At 66.3% G+C, this 4,011-nt stretch carries 1 protein-coding gene; it reads left to right on the forward strand.

The window, feature by feature from the left end:
• The first annotated feature begins 82 nt into the window (after positions 1–82).
• Complete coding sequence (locus ABZE72_RS16075; RefSeq protein WP_372730045.1) at positions 83–3,964, forward strand: DNA-directed RNA polymerase subunit beta'; 3,882 nt, start codon at positions 83–85, stop codon at positions 3,962–3,964.
• The last annotated feature ends 47 nt before the right edge of the window (positions 3,965–4,011 follow it).

A 4,011-nucleotide genomic window follows, 5' to 3' on the forward strand; every position in this document is an offset into this window, starting at 1 on the left:
CCGCCGGCGCCCTGCGGGGCGCCGGCCTCCGCCCCTCCCTCTACTTCCTTAATTCTCAGTACAACGTAGGGTTGCAGCCATCGTGCTCGACGTGAACTTCTTCGACCAGCTTCAGATCGGCCTGGCCACCGCGGAGGACATCCGCGGGTGGAGCCACGGCGAGGTCAAGAAGCCGGAGACCATCAACTACCGCACGCTCAAGCCCGAGCGTGACGGCCTCTTCTGCGAGAAGATCTTCGGTCCCACCCGGGACTGGGAGTGCTACTGCGGCAAGTACAAGCGGGTCCGCTTCAAGGGCATCATCTGCGAGCGCTGCGGCGTCGAGGTGACCCGCTCCAAGGTGCGTCGTGAGCGGATGGGCCACATCGAGCTCGCCGCCCCCGTGACCCACATCTGGTACTTCAAGGGTGTCCCGAGCCGACTGGGCTACCTGCTCGACCTCGCCCCGAAGGACCTCGAGAAGGTCATCTACTTCGCGGCGTACATGATCACCTCCGTCGACGAGGAGGCGCGTCACAACGACCTGTCCTCGCTGGAGAACAAGGTCGGTCTGGAGCGCGAGCGCCTCGAGAAGCGTCGCGACCAGTCGCTGGAGGACCGCACCAAGAAGCTCGAGGAGGACCTCGCCACCCTGGAGGCCGAGGGCGCCAAGGCCGACGCGCGCCGCAAGGTCCGCGACGGTGCCGAGCGTGAGATGAAGCAGCTGCGCGACCGTGCGCAGCGCGAGATCGACCGCCTCGACGAGGTGTGGAACACCTTCAAGTCCCTCAAGGTCCAGGACCTGATGGGCGACGAGATGCTCTACCGCGAGATGAAGGCGTGGTTCGGCAAGTACTTCGAGGGCTTCATGGGCGCCGCGGCGATCCAGAAGCGCCTCGAGGACTTCGACGTCGAGGCCGAGGTCGAGTCGCTGCGCGACACGATCGAGAACGGCAAGGGCCAGAAGAAGGTCCGCGCCCTCAAGCGCCTCAAGGTCGTCGACGCCTTCCGCAAGACCGGCAACAAGCCCCAGGGCATGGTGCTGGACGCCGTTCCGGTCATCCCGCCGGACCTGCGCCCGATGGTCCAGCTCGACGGTGGCCGGTTCGCCACCTCCGACCTGAACGACCTGTACCGCCGCGTCATCAACCGGAACAACCGTCTCAAGCGCCTGCTCGACCTGGGTGCTCCCGAGATCATCGTCAACAACGAGAAGCGGATGCTCCAGGAGGCCGTCGACTCGCTGTTCGACAACGGTCGTCGTGGTCGCCCCGTCACCGGTCCGGGCAACCGGCCGCTGAAGTCGCTCTCCGACATGCTCAAGGGCAAGCAGGGACGTTTCCGTCAGAACCTGCTCGGCAAGCGCGTGGACTACTCGGGCCGTTCGGTCATCGTGTCGGGTCCGCAGCTCAAGCTGCACCAGTGCGGTCTGCCCAAGCAGATGGCGCTGGAGCTCTTCAAGCCGTTCGTGATGAAGCGCCTGGTCGACCTGTCGCACGCGCAGAACATCAAGTCCGCCAAGCGGATGGTGGAGCGCGCTCGCCCGGTCGTGTGGGACGTCCTCGAAGAGGTCATCACCGAGCACCCGGTGCTGCTCAACCGTGCGCCCACCCTGCACCGACTCGGTATCCAGGCCTTCGAGCCCCAGCTGATCGAGGGCAAGGCCATCCAGATCCACCCGCTCGTCTGCTCGGCGTTCAACGCCGACTTCGACGGTGACCAGATGGCCGTGCACCTGCCGCTGTCGGCGGAGGCCCAGGCCGAGGCTCGCATCCTGATGCTCTCGACCAACAACATCCTCAAGCCGTCCGACGGCCGTCCGGTCACCATGCCCACCCAGGACATGATCATCGGGCTGTTCTTCCTGACGACCGACCGCGAGGGCGAGCCCGGCGAGGGCCGTCAGTTCTCGTCGCCGGCCGAGGCCGTCATGGCCTTCGACCGCGGTGAGATCTCCCTGCAGAGCAAGGTGCGGATCCGTCACGAGGGCATCGTGCCGCCGCTGGAGATGGAGCTGGGCGAGGACTGGGAAGAGGGCAAGTCCCTGGTGCTCGACACCACCCTGGGTCGCTCGATCTTCAACGACACCCTGCCGGCCGACTACCCCTACGTGAACTACGAAGTGGGCAAGAAGGCGCTGGGCGCGATCGTCAACGACCTGGCCGAGCGCTACACCAAGGTCGAGGTCGCGGCGTCCCTGGACGCTCTCAAGGACACCGGTTTCCACTGGGCCACCCGCTCGGGCGTCACGGTCTCGATCGACGACGTGACCACGCCCAAGGACAAGGTCCAGATCCTGGAGAAGTACGAGACCCAGGCGGCCAAGGTCCAGACCCAGTTCGAGCGCGGTCTGGTCACCGACGAGGAGCGTCGTCAGGAGCTCATCGAGATCTGGACCCAGGCCTCGAACGAGGTCGCCAAGGCGATGGAGAAGAACTTCGACCGGTCCAACCCCATCTACATGATGGTGGACTCGGGTGCCTCCGGAAACATGATGCAGATCCGTCAGGTGGCGGCCATGCGAGGTCTGGTGGCCAACCCGAAGGGTGACATCATCCCGCGGCCGATCAAGGCGAACTTCCGTGAGGGCCTCTCGGTCCTGGAGTACTTCATCTCCACCCACGGTGCTCGCAAGGGTCTCGCCGACACCGCCCTGCGTACCGCCGACTCCGGGTACCTCACCCGTCGTCTGGTGGACGTCTCGCAGGACGTCATCATCCGCGAGGACGACTGTGGCACCGAGCGCGGTCTGCCCAAGCGGATCGGTGAGCGCCTCGAGGACGGCAGCGTCGTCAAGGCCGAGAACGCCGAGACCGCGGCGTACGCCCGGTCCGCGGCCGTCGAGGTCACCCACCCGGAGACCGGCGAGACCCTCGCCGTCGCCGGTGAGGACCTCGGTGACGTGAAGATCGGTGAGCTCGTGGCCGCCGGCATCGAGGAGGTCAAGGTCCGCTCCGTGCTGACCTGTGACGCCAAGACCGGTACCTGCGCCAAGTGCTACGGCCGTTCGCTGGCCACCGGCAAGCTGGTCGACATCGGTGAGGCGGTCGGCATCATCGCCGCCCAGTCCATTGGTGAGCCCGGCACGCAGCTGACCATGCGTACCTTCCACACCGGTGGTGTGGCCTCGGCCGACGACATCACGCAGGGTCTGCCCCGTGTGGTCGAGCTCTTCGAGGCTCGTTCGCCCAAGGGTCGCTCGCCGATCTCCGAGGCCGCCGGTCGCGTGGAGATCGAGGAGACCGACAAGACCCGCAAGATCCTCGTCACGCCTGACGACGGTTCCGAGGTCCAGGAGTACCCGGTCTCCAAGCGCTCCCGCCTGCTGGTCGCCGACGGCGACCACATCGAGGTCGGCCAGATGCTCACGGTCGGTACCCCCGACCCGCAGGACGTCCTGCGCATCCTGGGTGTCCGCAAGGCCCAGGAGCACCTGGTGGACGAGGTCCAGGCTGTGTACCGCAGCCAGGGTGTGTCGATCCACGACAAGCACATCGAGATCATCGTCCGGCAGATGCTGCGCCGGGTGACCGTGATCGAGTCGGGCGAGACGAACCTGCTCCCCTCCGACCTGGTCGACCGGGTCAAGTTCGAGGAGGAGAACCGCCGCGTGGTCTCCGAGGGCACCAAGCCCGCCTCGGGCCGTCCGGTCCTGATGGGCATCACCAAGGCGTCGCTCGCGACCGAGTCGTGGCTGTCGGCGGCCTCCTTCCAGGAGACCACTCGCGTCCTCACCGACGCAGCCATCCACGGCCGTTCCGACTCGCTGCGTGGTCTGAAGGAGAACGTGATCATCGGAAAGCTGATCCCGGCTGGTACCGGCCTCGAGCGGTACCGCAACATCCGGGTGGAGCCGACCGAGGAGGCCCGCGCCGCGGCGTACTCGGTCACGGGTTACGACTCCTACGACTACGAGTTCGGCAACACCGGCAGCGGTCAGGCCGTTGCTCTGGACGACTTCGACTTCGGGTCGTACCAGAACTGATCCACCCGCGCTGACCTGCCACTTCTGGTTGCGCAACCCCGCCGACC

The organism is Nocardioides sp., assembly GCF_041600255.1.
Classification (GTDB): Bacteria; Actinomycetota; Actinomycetes; order Propionibacteriales; family Nocardioidaceae; genus Nocardioides.